The sequence below is a fragment of the Marinobacter sp. L-80 genome, from assembly GCF_056859395.1.
Genome location: NZ_JBSXOI010000074.1, coordinates 1 through 20,270, shown reverse-complemented (window position 1 = coordinate 20,270; position 20,270 = coordinate 1). Strand labels below are relative to the sequence as shown.

The following is a 20,270-nucleotide window of genomic DNA, read 5'->3' as shown; positions in this document are numbered from 1 at the left end:
CTCGCAGAAAGCCTCTGCCCCTTCCCAGAATCACTTAACCACTCATTACTTAATAATGGGTGGTTAATGGCCCTGCCTCCGTAAGCTCTCAATTGGCCTCTTCGTAAAACGCTGATACAGTCAAAGCCAACTTAGCAAAGTAATGATCTTCGGATTTCTCGAACTTGCCATCAGCATCGTGAGACTGATGGTCGCAATAAAGCGCTGAGCCCAGGGAGCAGGTCGTGCAGGAAAGCAGTACTCCATCGGCAAACTTTAGTTTCCTCGACGAACACGATCCTTTATTCGTAGAGCTAGCTCAATCCGCCGAACGTGCCTTCGCCAGTGACCCCAATACGACCCTGATTAAACTCCGTCAGCTTGGCGAAGCTCTGGCACAGCACTTGGCCGCGCTCTCTGGCGTCGAGTTTGACGAACAAACTAGCCAGGCCGAACTGCTCTACCGCCTTAACAGGGAATTGCGCCTGGAACCGCAGATCAAAGAGCTGTTCCACATACTGCGCATTGAGGGCAACAAGGCCACTCATCAGTTCCGCACCCAGCATAAAGAGGCGATGGACGGCCTGAAAGTGGCGCGCGCCCTGGCTATCTGGTTTCACCGCTCGTTCGGTAAAACCGGGGCCAGCTTCAAACCCGGCCCCTTCGTTCCACCCGCTGATCCCAGTGCCCAGTTGCGCCAGCTCCAGAGCGATATAGAAAAACTGCGCCACGATCTGCAACAGGCCAACATGGAGCTGGACAGCAGCCAACAGCTCAGCCAGCTGATCGAGAAAGAGAAGGCGGAATACGAAGCCCTTGCCCTAGCCATGGACGAAGAGTCCCGCGCGTTGACGGAACAGGCCCGCCAGCACGAACAGGCTCTGCACCAACAGCAACAAGCCTACGAGCAGAAGATCAAAGCCCTGCACCAACAGCTCACAGAGCAGGGCGAACAAACCGTTAACCAACAGCGCCAGCAGGTAGCCAAGCAGACCAAAGCCGCCACGGATACTCTGGTACTGAACGAAGAACTCACCCGCATCCTCGTCGACCAGCAATTGCAGGAAGCCGGCTGGGAAGCTGATAGCCAGGAAATCACCTTCCAGAAAGGTGCACGTCCGGAGAAAGGCACGTATCGGGCTATTGCTGAATGGCCGACAAACGACAATGGCGAAAAGGGCCGGGCCGATTACGTGCTTTTTGTGGGTTTGACCCCTATCGCCGTGGTCGAAGCCAAGAAAGAAAACACCAACGTCGCCGGTAAGATTCGCCAGGCAGAGCGCTACAGCAAAGGCCTGAAAGTTGAGCCCCCTTTGGTCGGTGCCTGGGAACTGATTGGCCGCACCATCGCCTGGCCTGCCGATGAAAGCGGCCATTACCATGTCCCCTTCGTGTATTCCTGCAACGGCCGCCCTTATATACCGCAACTGGCGGAACAGTCCGGCACCTGGTTCCGGGATGTGCGAGAGCCCAGCAACCTGCGCCGGGCACTGCCGCAGTTCCACACCCCGGGCGGCCTGCTGGATTTGTTGGAACGGGACAAGGAAAACGCCGAGAAATTGCTGAAAGGCGAGCCCTTCGGCTACCTGAAACTACGTGATTATCAACAGAACGCCATTGTCGCCACCGAACAAGCCCTGGCCCGTGGCGTGCGTACCGCGCTGCTGGCTATGGCCACTGGCACTGGTAAAACCCGAACCATCATCGGTTTGATGTACCGCTTCCTGAAGGCCGAGCGCTTCCACCGTATCCTGTTCCTGGTAGACCGCACCGCCCTGGGGCAGCAGGCCATCGACGCGTTTAACGAAGCGCCGCTGGAGCAGAACCACACCCTCAGCAAAATCTACAACGTCGCCGAGCTGGGCGACATGGCCGCCGAAGCAGAAACCCGCGTTCAGGTCGCCACCGTTCAGGCCATGGTCAAACGCATCTTTATGAGCGACAACCCGCCGCCCATTGACCAGTTTGACTGCATCATCATCGACGAAGCCCACCGTGGCTACACCTTGGACCAGGAAATGACCGAGGGCGAACTGGCCCTGCGGGACACCAGCCAGTACCTGTCCAGCTACCGCCGGGTGCTGGACTATTTCGATGCCGTGAAAATCGGCCTGACTGCAACACCGGCCAAACACACCAGCGAGATCTTTGGTAAACCGGTATACACCTACTCCTACAGGGAGGCGGTGGCCGACGACTGGCTGATCGACCATGAACCACCTGTTCGCTATGAAACCCTGCTCACCCGCAACGGTATAAAGTTCGAGAAGGGCAAACCAGTCGAAGTGATCAACACAAAAACTGGCGAACTGGACACTACCGAACTCGAAGACGAACTTAACTTTGAAGTAGACGCCTTCAACCGTCGGGTCATCAACGAGAACTTCAACCGGGTAATCTGCGAGCAACTGGTGCAGGAACTGGACCCGTTTGGCGACGAAAAAACCATGATTTTCTGCGCCACCGACTTGCACGCAGATATGGTAAAAAGTCAGCTCGATAAGGCCTTCAAGGACTTGTACAACGGCCAGTACAACGAAGCAGCCGTGGCCAAGATCACCGGCCAGAGCGACAAGGTGGAGCAGCTTATCCGCCGCTACAAGAACGAGCGCTACCCCAATATCGCCATCACGGTAGACCTGCTCACCACCGGCATCGATGTACCACGCATCTGCAACCTGGTGTTCATGCGCCGGGTGCGCTCACGCATCCTGTACGAACAGATGATCGGCCGCGCCACCCGCCGCTGCGACGAGATCGGCAAGACCGTGTTCCGCATCTACGACCCGGTGGACATCTACGCCGCCTTGCAGGATGTGAACACAATGAAGCCCTTGGTGAAAGACCCCAACGTCACCCTGGAGCAACTGGTGGACGAGCTCACCGACGAGGAACAACTGGAAAAGGCCCTCAGCAGTCCTGGCGAACAACCCGATGAAAGCCATGCTGATGTGGTGCTCAGTCAGCTTAGCCAGAAACTCATGCGGGTGCTGCGCAAGGCCGACAACAAAGCCGAAAACCGCCCGGAACTGAAACAGAAACTGGACGAACTGCACCAGAGCTGGGGCGTGGAACCCAAATCCCTGCACCAACACCTGCATAAGCTTGGTCCGCGGCAAGCGTCGAAGTTCATAAAGCAGCACAGCGGACTGCTGACCCAGTTAGCAGAAGTGAAATCTCTCGCCGGCACGGAATCCATGCCTCTGATTTCCTATGATGACGATGAGTTCAAAAAGCGAACTCAAAGCTACGGCATTCACGAACGGCCTGAAGATTATCTGGATGAATTCGGTCGGTTCATCAAAGAACAGTTAAACCAGTCTGCTGCACTCTCAGTTGTGGTCAATAAACCGCGAAACCTCACGCGTGAGCAACTGAAGGAGGTGCGCCTTCTACTGGATAACCACGGCTACTCAGAGGCCAAGCTGCAGAGCGCTGTTCGTAGACAAGCGAACAAGGATATTGCCGCAAGCATCGTGGGGTACATCCGCCAGGCTGCACTGGGAGAACCTCTCATCCCGTTTGAACAGCGGGTAGCGCAAGCTATGGATCATATTTACACCCAACACGAATGGAGCCCGGCTCAACGAAAATGGCTCGAACGGCTAGCCAAACAGTTGGTGCACGAAGTGATTATCGACCGCGAGTTTGTGAATAGCCGATTTGCAGATGACGGTGGCGCCAAACAGATGGACAAAATTTTGGGCGATCAGCTTGATACCGTCCTGGAGGAGCTAAACGACGCCATGTGGGGCGCTGAAAGCGCCTAATTTATAAATGTTACCCATTGCTGTTGTAATCGCCACGAGGCCACGGCCTAACCTGCTCATTAGGCATGCCATGCCTGCTGTTGAAGCCCAGCAACGCAAGCCAGACGTAATCGTAGTCGTCTCTGATGAAAGACCCTTGTCGGCCGCAGAGCAAGATATGTTGAGACGGCATACGCCTTCCTTGAAAGTGGTCTTCGGTCAGAACCAAAACTCCCCGGGGGCTGCCGGCACCTGGAACACAGGATTCTCAATCCTCAGTAATTTGTACAAGGATTGCTACGTCGCCATTATCGATGATGACGACCAGTGGCACCCAGACCACCTTCGCTCCTGCGAAACGACTTCGAAAAATGGGCAAGCAGATGTCGTCTTGTCTGGGATAAACGTAGTCCGCAGGAGCACTATTCTGGCGAAAAACATCCCTGATAATATCAGCGCGGCTGATTTTCTCATCGGAAACCCAGGCTGGCAGGGCTCGAACACGTTTATCAGCCTATCAAGCGCGTTACGCATCGGCGGATACACCGACGGGCTCATTAGCTGTAACGACAGAGACTTTGCCATCCGGGCACTCGAATTGGGTGACCTCGACATTCAATACACTCGCCGGGTCACCGTTGATTGGCACATCAATCAAGCTCCTGATGCATTATCTGCTGTCGGGTCTGAGCAGAAGCTCAAGGGGAGCGCTCAGTTTCTGAGGTTCCATGGCGGGAAAATGTCCCCGATTCAACGGGAACAGTTTTTCCGTCGCATGGAATCGCTGTTTGGTCTGAACAAAATGACTATCGAACGAACTGTACAGGGAATGTAACGCTTGCCTCTTCGTGCCCCGATCCGAACATCGCAGATTCTCACTCTGAGAAAGCTCCAGTGCCTGAATGCCGCCAGCAATGAATTCAGGGCTGCGCCGGTTGTTATTGCGGTCTCTCACCAAAACCAACCAGAGCTCTTGAAACGAGCGCTAAAAAGCGCCGTTGAGCAAACTCTTGTCGATGAGAGAAAGGCACAAATTGCGGTACTGGATGATCAATCTGAAGAAAACTGGCGGGACATCACAGGTGCCATTCTCGACCATCCGGCCATTACGATACTAACGGCACGTTGTGGTTCCCCGGCGCGATCCCGGAATCAGATCCTCGACTGGGCAGAAAAGCAGCCCCAGATAAAATGGGTGGCGCGGCTAGATGCAGACGACGAGTTCGCTGCTACCAACAGCCTCGAAGCACTCTACCGCCAAGCAGAAACTCAAAATTCGATCGCGGCAATCGGCAGCAACAAGCTCAGAATCAACGGCTCGCTTTCCTCAAATATCAACCATGCCTCACCCAAGGAGCTGTTGAATACAGAAGCCCTGGTTCAACTCGTACAAAGCTTTTGTATAGAAGGCCAAAAGAGGGAGCTTCCCTCCTGCAACTTGCTACTGAGAGCGGACGCGGGGTTACGCTACCCGAATATCCGCAGCGCTGAAGATCATTGGTTGGTAATGCGTTTACTTTTTGACTTCCCGGATCGAGTGAGTGTTGTCTCCGAACCCACCTATGCCATCTATTCGTTAACTGGCAATGACACTCAATTCAATCGCGACACAGGTTACTGGGCAGATAGCCGCAAAAAACTGGCTTTTGTGGCGCAGAAGCTTCTTGAGCTGAAAAACAATGATCAGGAGCTAGTCGGTTACGGATTAGAGGGTGCCGTATGGCTTGAGGGCGATACCGTCCGAAAGCAGTTCTACCCTTGGTCGATGACTGTCACCGAAGTGACAATGCTGAAGGAGCTTCTGAAGAATGAAGCTACACCTATTCCGCCGGTTCAATGGTCTCAGGCCAGAGAAGGCTTTTGGCACTATGTAACACCGAAGGTTGCCTATTCAACGATAAGAAAACACATACCGTTCGACCAGGTCGTGCATTTCCTTCAGGCACTTTACAAAGCCGGCATTGCCACGCTGAATATCAAGCGTGACAACCTGCGGCTAACGCCTGAGGGTAATCTTCATTACATCGACATAGGAAAAGATATTCAGCCGCTTACGACTTCGTATTTTCTGGACATGTGCGCGCGGCTTTACGGCATCGGAATACTCGGCTACGACGATGAGGAATTGGTGCGAAGATCGTCGACTCTTCGACCAGAAGAAGCTTTATCGGAGATTCCCGGATTCACTAACTTCTATCGCGACTTGATTTCCGGTCTTCACGGCCAAGATTCAGCCGTAACTACAGCCCCAGTCGCCGAAAACGAAGCAGCTGACGTTACGCTCCTTATCAAATGCTGCGCCCAGGATGCTGATGGCTTGTACGAACAAGTCGCTCATATCGTCACCCAGCTCTCCTTCCCAACCACTTTCGCTGAAACAATCCTGCTGGTTGATGGGTATGCCGGGCCTTTTCTTCGACAATATGCAGAACCAGACCTACAAAGCGTTCTGGATCAGGCCGCCCGGCTAAAAGCTGATGGATTAATACATGAAATTTTGACGCCACCAAAAGGCACAGAGTCCATACAGGCCATCTACGAGCAGTGGTTTGGTACTTCCGAAGCCTCAGACACCCACACCATTAATAATGCACCGCTGTATCCCCAAGTTTGGGCCTTTTCTAAAATCCAGACTCGCTATGTCCTTCAATGTGACTGCGATGTTTTGGTTGGCCGAAAAAGGATGGGTCATGATTATCTGACCGACATGCTTGATGCCATTTCTGTGGATGGTGCGCTCAGCGTAGGATTCAATATTCCCAAGGCGACGAACGACGCGTTGGCGTACCAAGGAAAAGCCGGTGAATTCCCTCCTGAAGTGCGATTCGGTCTTCTCGACTTGCATCGAATCCGTGGCTGTTTGCCAATCAACAATCCGGTGCACGACGGCCGCCATCAACTCACTTGGCATCGTGCCCTACAGCAATTCCAGAAAGAAAGTGGGAGACATACTTCCCTCAGAGGTGGGAACCCTGAAAGTTTCTATATCCACCCGCGGAATGAAGACAAAGCGTCGCTGAAATACTCTGCAATACGAGATCTTGTCGCCCAGGGCATCTTTCCTGCGAAGCAAGCCGAACAGTTTGACCTCGTGCCAAACGCGGCCTGGCGGTATCCGCAGCGGCATGAGCCTGTAATTTTCTTGCTTAAGGGACGTTTCACATCTGCCATAAAACTACGGCGTTGCCTCAAATCTCTGGAACAGCAGTCAGACCACAGCTTCGGAGTAATTCTGATTGATGATGCCAGCGGTTACGCCCATTCCTGGCACTATCCCGAACAGATGCGCCCGTTCAAGAATCGTTACACGCTGGTACGGAACATCAAGCGTGAGGGCCATATCGCCAATATGCAAAAAGCCGTGAGCCAGATTTGCACGGATCCATCGTCAATGATCGTGATTCTGGATCAGGATGATTACCTGATGCAGGACACCGTTGTCGAGCAGTTACTCCATGCAAGAGCGAAGGGGCATGATCTCATTCAAATGCCGATGTTCCGACCGAACAAACCGCTGAAGCTTTATCAACCGGATTACAATTCCCCTAGGCAAAAAGGCGGTGGCAATACCTGGGCCCACATGAGGGGGTTTACCAAAGATCTCTTCGATCGCATTCCGATTCAACATCTTAAAACGGCCGACGATGACTGGTATCGGCAGGTGACCGACTACGCCACCATGCTACCGATGGCTGAGCTGGCTAGAAGCCCCGTCTATCTCGACGCTGGGTATGCCTACTGGCACGAACGGGATGATTATTCAGCCACACACAAAGAACAGGAAGTTGCGGCTCTTAAAGAGATTCTGGCAAAGCCTGCACTGGAGAAAGAAGGGACTGTTGAGCCATCGCCAGCGTGCGATGAATCCTCGCCATAAGCCCAGAAGCCTCAAAATCGAAAAGCCACCAGTTCGACGTATCGCGAACACCTCTTCTCAAGAAGAACAAATGTTCTGCCTGTATGAGCAGCTCTTCTGTTGCGTGTGTTTTCCAACAGGCGTGAGGTTGCCCGGCCAGCCACCGTATCAGCCTCAAACCTTCTTGCCTCTCAATGGAAGACAGTGACAGAAGCGGAGGGTATGGGTCGGAGGCCTGGCTCAACTTGGAACCTTCCAATTCAGACAACCAGAACTCAGACCAATCGAGCTTGTGCGCCCATGACAATGCAATGCGGCGTTCCCCCAACCAATTATGAAAACAACACGCTAGTGGCAGACGGTTCGACAACTGCTCTGGCCGCGCAATAGTAGGAAGAAGGTCCATGCAGCTAATTCGTAGGCTACTGGGCTCCTCTCTCAACGCAACAAGGGTCGTCAGCCCTGCAGAGGGACGAACTCCCAGTCGGCTTTCTAGAAACCCTGAAGTCTCATTCAAACTGCGCTCGAAATCATGAGGTGGTTGCAGCCCTTCAACGAGGAACGGTTGGTTGATCCCTTTTCCGCGACCATTTGAAACAACAAGAGTTGATGACTTTGGCCCGGGATCTGATTGATTGAAACGTATCAATCTCTCATTTGGCCTGATCTCAGCCTTTCCAGGACCATTCCCGATCACATGCCATTGCTCGGTATTCGAAGTCATAATTCTGTTTTCTGAATAACAACAATGATTCGGTCTCCCTGACTCTCAACCGAAGTTACATGCGCCATACCCTCCAGCGCAGAGCTAATGGATATCACCTTGCCAAAGCGGTCAGAAACGACAAACTGACCATCCAGCAGATCGAAGTTCCACTGGTGCAGCCCGTAATAGTCTGCAGCGATGCCCTCATTACGATAATGGTTCAGATAAAAATGGCAGCCGGGCTTGAGTACGCGAACACAATTGAGAATGACCACGACCGGATCCAGGCAGTGATCAACACTGTTCCGCGCATGGATAAGATCGAAACTATTCTCTGGAAACTGCTCCGAAAGCCTCTCCCCATAACCTTTCCGCGTGGGAACCGGCGGCAGTAAATCATTCTTTGCCAACAGTTGTTTGTAGTCGTCTGCCAAAGGATCAACCGGGATCAGGTCTATGGGGCTGCCATCCGCGATTTTTCCGACCTTGCTGATCGGTCCTGCTCCCACATCCAGAACCTTATAGAGAGCGTTCGAATCGTTCGGAAGAAGTCTCGCGAGCTCAGGTTGAAGCGCCATCTTTGGGTCAAAAAGCCGCTCCAGTTTTGCCCGATTTCTTCGGAGGTTTTCACCGTGAAATTCCGTTCCCACCAATGTCAGCGCGGATTTCCAGCGAAAAAAAGTGCTCAGGCGAGAGTCCGGAAGTACGGGGTTCAGGAAACGGTGAATCAATCGATAGGCAGCGTGACGCAAATACAGCTCCGTGCATTGGCTAGGACTTAAAACAACGATTTGGACAAGGATATTACCCATCAGATGAGTGCTTTAACATCAAAGCCCAGAAAATGGTAAATTCCTTCGCTATCTAACCATAGCTCCTCACTACAGGCACTGGCTCTTAACATGACCAACAACGACATCGTCCAAAAACTCTGGAACCTCTGCGACGTTCTGCGGGACGACGGCATCAACTACTCGGACTACGTCACCGAACTGGTGCTTTTGCTGTTCATCAAAATGGTCCACGAGAACACCGAAGCCGGCACGCTGAAAAAGCACCCGCTGCCGGAGGGCTGCCGCTGGACGGACATTAACGGCAAATCCGGCATCAACCTGCTGAACGACTACAAACGCATCCTGCTCAGCCTGTCCACCGGCAAGGATGGCGAGGGCAATCTGGTGCACGACGATCCGCTGATCAGCGCCATCTACGCCGACGCCCAAACCCGCCTGCGGGAGCCGCGCCATCTGGAGCAGATGATCAAAACCCTGGATCAGATCGACTGGTTCAGCGCCCAGAAAGACGGCCTAGGCGACCTTTACGAAGGCCTGCTGGAAAAGAACGCTAACGAAACCAAATCCGGCGCTGGCCAGTACTTCACGCCCCGCGCCCTGATCAACACTATGGTGCGCTGCCTGAAACCCCAACCTGGCGAACATATTCAGGATCCGGCAGCGGGCACGGCGGGCTTTCTGATTGCCGCCCACGAATACATCAAAAGCCAGACCGACGACCTGTACGAGCTGAGCGACAAAGACAAAACCTTCCAGACCACCCAGGCCTACGTGGGCATCGAACTGGTGCCGGGCACCCGCCGCCTGGCCCTGATGAACTGCCTGCTGCACGGCATGGAAGGGGATGCAGAAGGCGTGGTGCACCTGGGCAACGCCCTGGGCCAGACCGGCGCCGGGCTGGAAAAGGCCGATGTGATCCTAGCCAACCCGCCGTTCGGCACCAGCAAGGGAGGTGATGCCAGCATCACGCGGGACGACCTGACGTACAAAACCAGCAACAAACAACTGGCCTTTTTGCAGCACATCTACCGCAACCTCAAACCCGGTGGCCGCGCTGCCGTGGTACTGCCGGATAACGTGCTGTTCGAAGCCGGCGTGGGCACCGACGTGCGCCGGGACTTAATGAACAAGTGCAACCTGCACACCATCCTGCGCCTGCCCACCGGAATCTTCTACGCCCAGGGCGTGAAAACCAACGTGCTGTTCTTCACCAAAGGCAGCGCCACGGACAAATATCAGGAAGAGAACTGCACCAAACACGTCTGGGTCTACGACCTGCGCACCAACATGCCCAGCTTCGGCAAACGCACCCCCTTCGGCGGCCAGCACCTCAAACCGTTTGAAGACGTGTATGGGGAAAGCCCCAACGGCGACAGCGAACGCAAAGAGGGCGAATACAGCTTCCATTCCGAAGACATCGAACTGCCGGAACACAGCGACGAAAACGAAGGCGTCGACCCGCGCCTGGCCCACAGCCGCTGGCGGAGCTTCAGCCGCCAGTGGATTGCCGAGCACAAGGGTGACTCCCTGGATATTTCCTGGCTGAAGGACAGTGACAGTGTGGATGCGGCCAACCTGCAGGAGCCGAGTGTGTTGGCGGGTGAGGCGATGGGAGAGTTGGTGCAGGCGCTTGGCGAGCTGGATGCGTTGATGCGGGAGTTGGGGGCTGAGGAGGAGGCTGATGGGGCGAGCGTGCTTTTGCGGGAAGTGATGGGTGAGAATTCATGACTGGCAGCTCTATGCCATCGGAATGGCACAAAACGACATTAGGTACCGTCGCACAGTGGGGCTCAGGCGGTACGCCCTCGCGGAAAAATCGCGAGTACTACGGTGGGGATGTGCCTTGGGTCAAAACTGGTGATCTCGGTCCAAAAGTCCTGTCGGGCGCAAGTGAATACATCACTGGACTTGGCTTACAGAAATCCAGTGCGAAATACTTTCCAAAAGGTTCCGTTGTAATAGCCATGTATGGTGCAACGATCGGCAAAACATCAATTCTGGGTTTCAACGCAACGACTAATCAGGCATGCGCAGTTGGCCAACCAGTCGATGGAATTACCGATACGACATTTCTGTACTACCTACTCCGAAATGAGAAAGACGCCTTCATTGCGAAGGGCAAAGGGGGAGCACAGCCCAACATTTCTCAAGCTCTCATCAAAGAGCATGGGATTGCGCTTCCACCCCTCGCCGAACAAAAAGTCATCGCCAACAAACTCGACACCCTGCTGGCCCAGGTGGAAAACACCAAAGCCCGCCTCGAACGCATCCCGCAAATCCTCAAACGCTTCCGCCAGTCCGTGCTGGCTGCGGCGGTCAGTGGGCGGTTGACGGAGGAGTGGCGGCCGCATTCCGGGTCGTATGTTCATTCGCTTGCAGAAGACTGGAAGTGGACGCCGGTTCCTGAAACCTGGGAAGTCAAACTCTACCCTGATCTGGTAGAGAGTCGGTTGGGAAAGATGCTTGATAAAGCCAAGAACAGCGGTCTTCCAACCAAGTATCTCGGCAACATTAATGTCAGATGGTTCGATTTCAATTTATCCGAAGTTCAGGAAATCCTGGTATCAGAAGCAGAGAGGAATGAGCTGTCCATTCGCGCTGGTGATGTCCTGATTTGTGAGGGCGGAGAACCCGGAAGATGCGCGATCTGGGATGGTCGAGTTGAAGAGCAGATGGTGTTTCAGAAGGCTCTCCACCGGGCCAGAGTCTCAGATGCATTACTACCCGAATGGCTGGCCTTAAATCTGAAGCATGATGCTGATAGTTTGACCTTGGAACAGCTATTCACAGGCACGACAATCAAGCACCTGACCGGCAAGGCATTAAAGAAATATCCGCTAAGGGTTCCGCCCATCAAGGAACAAACCGAAATCGTCCGCCGAGTAGACCAACTCCTCGCCCACGCCGACCGCATCGAACAACAGGTCAACAACGCCCTGGCCCGCGTCAACAACCTCACCCAGTCCATACTGGCCAAAGCCTTCCGCGGCGAACTTACCGAGCAATGGCGCAAGGACAACCCGGAGCTGATCAGCGGGGAAAACAGTGCGGAGGCCCTGCTGGAGCGGGTCCAGGCGGAGCGAGCGGCAATGAAGCCTGTGAAGAAAACCCGAAGCAAGCCGACTACCGTTTAATCTCTCTCTGAACTACCCTTTAGAATTCAGGATGTTAAAAATAATCTGAGAAAAAAGGCGACATGATGCAACATGGACGTTATCGGCATTTTCCGTCAAGTTCACTTGACAACAGCAGGCTTGGCTACCAAACTTCGCAACACATCCGCCCCTTGGCAGTAAGCCCCCTCATACATCCGGAGGGTGCGCCGATCCCCTGGGGCTTTCTTATTTCTGGGCTCTCGAAAATCTCCGTTTTCGGGAGTCAGCCATGAGCCACCGCAACATTGCTATCCTTATCGATGGTGGCTTCTTCCTCAAACGCCTCCCCAAACTCGTCAATGCCGATGACTGCGATACCGTAACCAAGGTAACCGACTGCATCCGCCGAATGTGCAAGCAGCACATCAGGTTTCTGACTGGCGATAGCAGTCGACAGTGGCACCAGCATGTCTACCGGATCTTCTTCTACGATGCATTGCCCTATGACGGCAAAGCCCACCATCCCATCGACAATCGTGCTATCGATTTTGCCAAGTCCGACGTCGCCAAGTACCGTCACGAACTGTTTGATGCACTCAGAAAGCAGCGAAAAGTTGCTCTGAGGCTCGGCAAGGTCAATAAAGATCGCGACTGGACCATCAACCCCCGATACACGAAAAAGCTCCTGAAAACCCGTGAATGGCTGTCTGCGCTTGATCAAATCCCGTCACCTGAAGGTGATGCTTTGCCAGATGAGACAAGCCTCACTCTGACCCCCGAACAGACACAGAGCCTTTTAAATTTGAGAGACCTTTGGAGCTCTCTGGATGGCGGTACCGTGAGCTTGGGGCTCCATCAAAAAGGTGTGGATATGCGGATCGGTATCGATATCGCGTCACTGACACTCAAGCAGCAGGTGGATACGATCATTCTGGTGGCCGGGGACAGCGACTTTGTTCCAGCCGCCAAAATGGCAAGGCGTGAGGGGATTGAATTCATCCTTGATCCGCTGTGGCAGGAGGTCAACGCTGATTTGTTCGAGCATATTGACGGCCTTCAATCTGGTCTCCCCAAACCCGGTACCCGAACTCCTCCCCAAGAATAAAAGGAATAGCTTGTGCACTCCGATCTCTCTAAGGACACGGAACTCAAAACCATTCTGGACGACATCTCCCCCAGTGAGCGAAATCCTGACTGGGTTTCCAGCCTGACGGATTTTTTAGAGTATGTTGAAGGGGCAGACCTGGAGACCCGCAAAACTCTCGAATTTCAGCAAAAGCTTTGGGAGGGAAATGCCGTCAGCGGTGTGGGAATGGGTACGGTCAATATCTCGGCTGCTCTTGAGGATCCTGAATTCAGATCCTGGATTGCTGAGGAGTCGCTTAAGCCACTACCTGAAAGTTCAGAAGCCCGAATCACCCGACTCCAAGCCTTCCATGACGAAATCGCTGCACGGATGAAAAAGTACACCAATCGGATTGCGTGGGTGAAAATCTGTCGGGTGATGGCTGCCCTCTATCCGCAATATTTCAGCACTATCACCTATGACCTTATGGCCCAAGAATGTCACAGGGCCTGGTTTGGCGATTCCTCCCGCCGGCCGAAAGTGGTCACTTGCCAACATGATCTGATGCGCCGATTGGAACAGCTATTGGGCCCAGTAGAAAGCTCACCTAAGGCGCTTGCCGAACGCATGACACTGCCCTGGTTTGTCTATGAAGGGCATGTTCAGGGCTCCCATACTGAAACGGTAGCGGAGGAGGCAGATGATAAAGGTGAAGTGAAGCTGAAACCGCTTCCTGCGATTCAAAGACGTAAGGGCCTGACTAGCATTCGTGGCGGTATTGCTACCCTGATCAAAGCACTGAGCTTTGTTGAGGATGGCGTTCGACGCGACGAGCTCATTGATTTTCTGAGGTCTGAGTTTCCAGATTACCGGGAAAGCAGCCTGCGGACGACGGTCAATGTTCTGAAGAATGAGTTCTATGTCATTGAGGAACACGGAGGCGTTGTCACGAAAACCACGCGTGGGCAGCTATATCTGGATACCAAAGATCCCCGAGAACTGATCCCGATCTTTCTGACACGGGTTCTGGGTATCGATCACGTTCTTTTGGCGTTGGGGAAACAAGACCAAACCAGCCGTCAGCTCTATAACCTGCTTAGGAAGGTGAATTCCGGCTGGACCTCGAACTTTATGCCCGGAAGCATCATCAAATGGCTAAAAGGCTTTGATCTGGTCCAAAACTCGGAGAATGGGCTGTTCTCACTCACTGAAACCGGCAAGGAATGGGCAGCACAGATTCACTGGGAGCCGGAATTCCTCGATCCCGAGGATCTCGGGGAAGAGAGTGATTCAGTAGATGTCGATGAAGCGTCTTTGGATATAAGTAGTATCGATCAAGGCTCCCTGATTAAAGCCGTAACTGCCAGCACCGCTTTTTCTGCCAGACTCGCAAGCCAGCTGCACTTTGGACTGTGGTCCCACGAACGGAGACATTTTGCCATCCTCGCTGGCCTGTCTGGGTCAGGTAAGACACTTCTGGCTCAACGGTATGGGCAAGCACTGTCGGAGCAATTCGGGCTTCCGGCAGACAAGCACGTGTTTGTACAGGCGGTGCAGCCTGGTTGGTATGACCCATCCCCACTATTCGGACACATTAACCCATTACGGCCGGACAACTATGTACGCTCCCCCTTGCTGGATTTTCTGCTGCAAGCCGCCAACTCTCCTGGCCAACCTTTCATTGCGATCCTGGACGAGATGAACTTGTCTCACCCAGAGCAATATTTCGCACCCGTTCTGTCTGCCATGGAAACAGGGGAACACTTGCTGCTGCATAATGAAGGAAAATCCTTTGATGGAGTGCCAAGCACTCTCCCATTCCCTAGTAACGTGGCCTTCATTGGCACCGTCAACATGGACGAAACCACTCATGGCATTTCCGACAAGGTGCTGGATCGAGCGTTTACCATGGAGTTCTGGGACATCAATCTGCAGGCTTATCCGAACTGGCACAAGTTCGGGCTGAATGGACAGGATCTGGCTCGGGTGAAAAGTTGCCTGACCGATCTTCTCGCAGCACTGGAAACCGAGCGACTGCACTTTGGCTGGCGCACCGTTGAGGATGTGTTGTCCTACCTTTCTCTGGCACAGAAAACTCCGGAAATCGAGCTATCTCAAGCGCTGGACGATGTTATCTACGCACGGGTGCTTCCGAAGTTGAGGGGCTCCGAGAGCCAGAGGCTGCACGAGGCCTTGGTGAAGCTGATTTCGGTTCTGGCTGACTACGACCTGAAGCGATGTCGTGCCAAAGTTGAGTCACTGAAATCTGACCTGGCCGATACCGGAATGATGCGATTCTGGCGCTGATATGAAACTACCGGTTTTCGCGTCAACGGCCGCAATCGAACCGCTCGGTTACCTGGATACTGAGCAGGCTCTGCTGGGCCTGAGTGAAGCCCAAACCTATCTGATCGGCATTCCTGATCAAAATGCCAAGTGCTATGTCGATGATGCTTTACTCAATGTAGATGACAGCGGGCAACACTGGGTCTGGGAACCGGGCTTTTTCGCCGGCGAGGTTGGCCTGGAGCTGGAGTTGCCTGAATTGGCACAGCCGATCCGTTATCGGGTAGACGTATCCCCAGCTCAACATAAATCCGGGCGAGACCAGTTCAATCAATACCTGCAACAAATCATCGACTTTCTGCCGCAGCTGGCCACTGGAACTGAACCGGCCATGCACAACGTAAGCGGTCGGTCCGGCTTCGTTTCGCTATGGCTTCGTTATGCCAGACTTCGACAGTTCATTGATCGTTACCTTTCTGGACTCAGGGCTATACAAGACCGGCCTATTGTTCGACTGAGCAGTCGCCGTGAACAGATGCCGCTTCATATGGCCAAAAGGATTGATGGAATTACGGTACAGCGCCTGACAGCGAACGCCGCCTTGCTTTCAGCATTATCCGGAGACCTTGCCGCTGAACCACTTGTTGCTCCTGAGCAATGCAATCTGGACGTTCCCTTTCACGAACCATCCATGGATAACCCAGCTAACCGGCTGATGGCGCGCCAGTTGATCGAAGTGCGCAGGCTTGCGCGATTCATGCTTTCAGAGCTTCGAGACTTGAGGGTGTCAGGATCTGAAACGGAAACCGACCTAAAGGAGCGGTTGCCTCGGCGTATTCGTTTTTTAAAATCCGTAGACAAAAAGTTGGGGCGAATTGAACGGGGCGAGCCCTTTGCGAGTGCGAGCGTCGAGAAACGAGGGGTTGCGGATCTCAATGCCGTTTCCGGCCATCCGCACTACAACATGACCTATCGGGCTGGTATCCGACTTTTGCGTCAGGGCCTCTCGGATATGGGGGGCGATGAGCAGCACTACCTTGCGCCCACATGGGAAATATATGAGGTTTGGTGTTTTGTGGCGTTCGCGGAGGCTCTTCAATCCCGATACCCGGATTATGAGTGGCAATTGGAGCAGACCCCGGTATCTGCAGATCTGATTCTCTGGGGCCAATCGGGCTCGAAGCGAATAACTCTCTTTTTCCAGATGACTTGTCCGTCCCTTGAGACACCAAACCGGTACGGGTACTTTTCAGTTTCTAAGGAGCGGCGTCCAGATATTCTGCTGGAAATTGTGGATGGCGAACAGAAGAGGTTTATCTGCCTCGATAGCAAATACACAGCGAGTAAAAGCCGAATTCTGGACTCCATGTCTTCCGCCCACATTTACCGGGACTCTCTGCGATGCGGGCAGGCTGAGCCTTCGTTATCGATAATCCTGGTTCCCGCTAATCAAGACTTAGCTGTTCTGGGAAGTCAGAATTACTGGTGTAATCACGGGGTTGGATGTGCAATTCTGAAAAAAAGTGATGACGCATACTTCATACTCGACCAAGCGTTGGGCACCTTCAGCAATATGGGGTAAGTTTCCGACCCCGCCGACGCTCAACGTTGTCACTAAGATACTCCCACTAACTTGCATAAGGAGTGTGTCATGTACAAGGAGTTCGAAAACCCACTTCCCCCGAAGTTCGGAAGAATGTTTATTGGTAACGATGCCAAATCAAACCAAGGACCTCCGAAGCCACATGACACAGTGACAGTGCGCGCCGGGGAATCCACGGATTTTTACATCCTCGTGGCAGAATGTTCTTCTGGCATGGTTCGCGGTGAATTGGTTGGGATTGGTCCTGATCCTCAATGGGAATACGAAAGCTGGTCTCATGGCGACAAAATTAAGGTTTCTGAGTCGGCAGTCACGGCAATAATTCGAGCGGATTGATTACCGAATTAGTCCATTAATCGTCAGCGTTTTAAGATTATTTATGAAGAGACGTGAGATTAAGGGTGCACATGAGAGGGGTGTAATCGGCTCCTTCAAAAAGCACCTTGAAGATGCAGGCAGAGCGCTGGCTGTTATAAGTCATCCTGATCCCCCAGATGCTGTAGTTGAAGTGGATAACCAACTTACTTGGCTCGAAATTACCGATGCTTTCATTGGTCCAGACTTTGCCAGAAGCCTAACTTCATATGCCGCTGACGACACGGCACATATCCCAACACAGCGGAAGGCTATTAGAGATCCCGACGCTCGCTTTTCTGACGTTGTTCAGTCCGTAGTCGAAAAAAAGTACGCGAGCACATCGATCGGGAATATCTATAAAAAGAACGGAGCTGGTGTTCTTCTGGTAGGACTGTTCTCACCTTTTGTAGGCGAACCAGAACGCGATGAGCTGATCCAATGTCTGTCAGAAATGCGGCGTCAACGAGATGGTCGTTATAAAGAGATCTATGTTTACGATCAATCTCATAGGTTTTATCGAGTTCCTTGAGCCGCTCAGGTTTACTGTGATCATATAATGAGCGTCGACGGGCCTTTCGGCCAAAAAAGGGAGTCCAAATGGCTGATTTGCAGACGAAGATTATCCAAAACGTGCAGTCTGCAGCCTCCTGTGTTTACCGTGCGGACGATTTCTGCGACCTTGCCGATCGGGATGAGATCGAGCGCGCCTTGGTTCAGCTCGTCGAGTTGAATGTTCTCTGGCCAATTGGCGAAGGCCTCTTGGCCAGAGTCAGAACCAACAGACTTACGAATCAGCTGATGCTAGATGCGCCCGGCGGATTCGAGCAGGTCGCCCACGAGGCACTTGATAGGCTCGGCATTGAGTGGTTTCCAGGGACAGCTTCAGCAGCCTATCAGCAAGGTTCCAGTCAGATACCGGCAAACGCGTCCGTCAGAGTCGTTGGCGAGTTCCAGCCAAAGATTGCATTCAAGAACTATAGAATCATCTACGAATAGGCCAGAGATAATACCCGCAGCTGATTCATAGCTTCTCGCCTGGCAAGTGGACTCGAAGTGGACTCCAAGTTGACTAATCGAATTAGAGCCCCGGTAGGGCTTTGACCAAGAGCTTTCGAAAGTCCATTTGGAGTCCACTTGGAGTCCACTTGAGCCGATGACTGCCGTTCATTCCCCAAAGCCAATGGTCGGCTAAACGCAAATATATTGCGTTTACTCCGCTGGACATCAATGAAGAGATCTTCAACAATGGTTTGGTATTGAGGCACTGCCTCTGACGCGCCTAGCTGGGGCTCGATGAAATAAAACAGCACAGCGATCCGATCTGTTAATCGGATCCAGAAGTCCCTTCCTAATGAGCTCCTGAAGCTCACCCCTAAAAACGCCGGCTTGGCGACATTAACAGCAAACATATCTCGATTTTTCCGTTCTGGTTGTATGACCTTAAAACATTGAGATGCACTAGGTTTGGTAAGAGCTCACCGCCTGGAATCAGGCACAGAGAGCTGTTTCCAACTCAGCAAGCGACGAAACCCCGAACGAAACCTATCGGGCCGGGTGGATCACTCCCATGATCAGCGGTGCGTCATCACCGTCATCGCTCAATTTTCGTTCTTGCTCTAACCCCACCACTGAATGTGGTACCCACTCCTCACGAGTCATGTTGACGACATGAAGCCCGCCCCGGCCAGAAATGGTTTCGCTGGTTCATGAGGACAATTCAATCGCGCTTGCAGCAGCGCAAACGGAGGCCCGGAGCCATGATCTGGAAATGGTTAAAACTGACTCAGCTATACGGGGACAGGGCCTACGAGTGTGGAGAACCGAGCGGTCCTGCCCCCATACGCTGAGGGTTTGCCACACAACCATGCTGCACTTTTTGAAGGAGAAAACTTACTGTAAGGAATTATCGAATGAAGAAAAGCAGGCAACTGAAACGGAATCGCAAGCAACGAAACTTTGGGTTAGGCCACCAGCCGGCATATGCCGCAAAAGTAGCTTTAGCACAGGCTTATGGCGGAGACAGCCATTTTTATACGCGGTATACCCACCATGCCAGGTTCAAGCTCGTGCTCGTGTGGCTGTCGAAACTCGACCCGCCGATTCGAGACCTCCGGGACATTACCAGTGCTCATGCTGTGGCGTACGCGGAACATTTGGCAGCGGTTGTTGCAACGGGAAGCATGGAAGTCGCGTATGCGCAGAATCTGATCTCGACGGTAAATACGGTGATGCGAGCAATTCGTCTGGACAAAGAGATTCGGCTGTCACCATCAGATGCAGTGGGAAAAAGAACTTACATCCGAACCGTTCTGCCGATGGCATCCTGGGACAAAGTCATCGAAGCGGTACGATTAGCAGAAAAAGCGGAATACTATCGCGGAGCTGCCCTCATTCTGCTGTGGCGCGCATTTGGTATGCGGCTACGGGAAGCGGCGCTGGCTGATCTGCATCGGATGAGGTCAGAGGCGGAAATGTATCGTGGGGTTTGGATCTCGGAGGGAACCAAAGGCGGTTTTGTGTCGGAGGACCGGTGGATTCCGGTTGAGAGCGTACAGTGGCAGGCCCTTGATTATGCGATTCATACGATTTCCGATACTGGCACGTGCCTGATCGACACCAACAGCTCATTGAAGGAGTTTCTAGCCCGGATTTCTCATGAAGAAGGTAGCATGAGGAAGGAAGAAGCGGCTTAAAGTGTTAGAATTCAAGTTCCTACACAAAAACCCACACTAAAAGCCGCTATCCAAAATGATACCTCAAAAACTGACCTTCTCGCCAC

Annotated in this window: 14 protein-coding genes; 12 read left to right on the top strand and 2 right to left on the bottom strand. The window is 53.0% G+C overall.

Annotated elements, in window-relative coordinates; genetic code table 11:
• The first annotated feature begins 224 nt into the window (after window positions 1–224).
• From hsdR to AC13E3_RS16110, 3 genes are read left to right on the top strand one after another with little or no spacing between them, the layout of a single operon-like run.
• Window positions 225–3,749, top strand: a complete 3,525-nt coding sequence (gene hsdR / locus AC13E3_RS16120) for a type I restriction-modification system endonuclease (RefSeq protein WP_092032276.1) — start codon at window positions 225–227, stop codon at window positions 3,747–3,749.
• Between the two features lie 7 nt (window positions 3,750–3,756).
• Window positions 3,757–4,563 carry a glycosyltransferase family 2 protein gene (locus tag AC13E3_RS16115; protein ID WP_092032279.1) on the top strand — a complete coding sequence of 269 codons (807 nt, stop codon included), beginning with the start codon at window positions 3,757–3,759 and terminating at the stop codon, window positions 4,561–4,563.
• A 3-nt stretch (window positions 4,564–4,566) separates the two neighbouring features.
• The gene (locus tag AC13E3_RS16110; protein WP_092032282.1) at window positions 4,567–7,605 is read left to right on the top strand and encodes a glycosyltransferase family 2 protein; all 3,039 of its coding nucleotides are present in this window, start codon (window positions 4,567–4,569) and stop codon (window positions 7,603–7,605) included.
• On the opposite strand, the gene AC13E3_RS16105 is transcribed toward AC13E3_RS16110, so the two are convergent.
• Together AC13E3_RS16105 and AC13E3_RS16100 are read right to left on the bottom strand one after the other, a co-directional pair.
• A complete protein-coding gene (locus AC13E3_RS16105; RefSeq protein ID WP_139216042.1) occupies window positions 7,523–8,308 on the bottom strand; it encodes a hypothetical protein in 786 nt (261 codons plus the stop codon). The two genes, AC13E3_RS16110 and AC13E3_RS16105, sit on opposite strands and share 83 nt — an antisense overlap.
• Entirely contained in the window at window positions 8,305–9,102 is a 798-nt protein-coding gene (locus tag AC13E3_RS16100; protein ID WP_092032285.1) for a methyltransferase domain-containing protein, read from the bottom strand. Before AC13E3_RS16100 ends, AC13E3_RS16105 begins: the two co-directional genes overlap by 4 nt.
• A 90-nt stretch (window positions 9,103–9,192) precedes the next feature.
• On the opposite strand from AC13E3_RS16100, the gene AC13E3_RS16095 reads away from it, so the two are divergent.
• From AC13E3_RS16095 to AC13E3_RS16055, 9 genes are all read left to right on the top strand, one after another.
• On the top strand, window positions 9,193–10,812 hold the full coding sequence (locus AC13E3_RS16095; protein ID WP_092032288.1) for a class I SAM-dependent DNA methyltransferase: 1,620 nt from the start codon (window positions 9,193–9,195) through the stop codon (window positions 10,810–10,812).
• Window positions 10,809–12,218 carry a restriction endonuclease subunit S gene (locus tag AC13E3_RS16090; RefSeq protein ID WP_092032291.1) on the top strand — a complete coding sequence of 470 codons (1,410 nt, stop codon included), beginning with the start codon at window positions 10,809–10,811 and terminating at the stop codon, window positions 12,216–12,218. The genes AC13E3_RS16095 and AC13E3_RS16090 overlap by 4 nt, the downstream gene beginning before the upstream one ends.
• Window positions 12,219–12,468: 250 nt before the next feature.
• A complete protein-coding gene (locus AC13E3_RS16085; RefSeq protein WP_011783610.1) occupies window positions 12,469–13,284 on the top strand; it encodes an NYN domain-containing protein in 816 nt (271 codons plus the stop codon).
• A gap of 12 nt (window positions 13,285–13,296) precedes the next feature.
• Window positions 13,297–15,552, top strand: a complete 2,256-nt coding sequence (locus AC13E3_RS16080) for an McrB family protein (RefSeq protein ID WP_092032294.1) — start codon at window positions 13,297–13,299, stop codon at window positions 15,550–15,552.
• A gap of 1 nt (window position 15,553) precedes the next feature.
• On the top strand, window positions 15,554–17,113 hold the full coding sequence (locus AC13E3_RS16075) for a nuclease domain-containing protein (RefSeq protein ID WP_092032297.1): 1,560 nt from the start codon (window positions 15,554–15,556) through the stop codon (window positions 17,111–17,113).
• Window positions 17,114–17,182: 69 nt separating this feature from the next.
• Window positions 17,183–17,470 carry a hypothetical protein gene (locus AC13E3_RS16070; RefSeq protein WP_092032300.1) on the top strand — a complete coding sequence of 96 codons (288 nt, stop codon included), beginning with the start codon at window positions 17,183–17,185 and terminating at the stop codon, window positions 17,468–17,470.
• 43 nt (window positions 17,471–17,513) lie between these two features.
• Complete coding sequence (locus AC13E3_RS16065) at window positions 17,514–18,020, top strand: hypothetical protein (protein ID WP_092032301.1); 507 nt, start codon at window positions 17,514–17,516, stop codon at window positions 18,018–18,020.
• A 68-nt stretch (window positions 18,021–18,088) separates the two neighbouring features.
• Entirely contained in the window at window positions 18,089–18,487 is a 399-nt protein-coding gene (locus AC13E3_RS16060) for a hypothetical protein (protein WP_092032303.1), read from the top strand.
• A 914-nt stretch (window positions 18,488–19,401) separates the two neighbouring features.
• Complete coding sequence (locus tag AC13E3_RS16055) at window positions 19,402–20,184, top strand: hypothetical protein (RefSeq protein ID WP_482902224.1); 783 nt, start codon at window positions 19,402–19,404, stop codon at window positions 20,182–20,184.
• The last annotated feature ends 86 nt before the right edge of the window (window positions 20,185–20,270 follow it).